The organism is Kitasatospora nipponensis, assembly GCF_039528135.1.
GTDB lineage: Bacteria > Actinomycetota > Actinomycetes > Streptomycetales > Streptomycetaceae > Kitasatospora > Kitasatospora nipponensis.
Window position 1 is genome coordinate 1 of record NZ_BAAALF010001146.1, and the last position, 522, is coordinate 522.

The window sequence follows — 522 nt, forward strand, 5'->3', positions numbered from 1 at the left end:
GTGGCCGACTCCTTGGCGCGCTTGATCCACTCCGCCGGAGTGATGCGCTTGGCCAGGAGCTCGCCCGAGGCGTTCTGCAGGTCCTCGTCGAACTTGCTCGCGGTGTTCGGGTACTGGAAGTTGAAGACGTTGGCCCCCGCCGCCTTCAGCGCCACCACGGTCGACTTGGTGCCCGGCTTCAGCTGGACCTCCGGGCCGACACCGTCCTTGAGGCAGGTGAGGCTGTTGGCGGCCTGGGCGAACTTGCCCGACGCCTCCTTGGTCAGCATCATCCGGAGGAACTCCAGGCCGCCGGCCACGTTCTTGGCCTTGGTCGGCACCACGAACGGCTCGCCGGAGCCGGCCCGGATGGCCTCGAACGGAAGCTTGTCGCCGGGCAGCGACGGCATCGGCAGGAAGGTCATCTCGAAGTCGGCCGGGGTGGAGGTGAGCTGCTCGTTCTCCAGCCAGGAGCCGGAGGGGATGAAGACCGCCTTGTACTGGTTCCAGGCGGTCTGCGACTCGGTGTGGGTCATGCCGTTG

General features: G+C 67.2%; 1 protein-coding gene. It reads right to left on the bottom strand.

What is annotated here, in order from left to right:
* Positions 1-522, bottom strand: a 522-nt coding sequence (locus ABD323_RS45340; RefSeq protein WP_486327201.1) for a type 2 periplasmic-binding domain-containing protein, incomplete at both ends; no start/stop codon positions are given.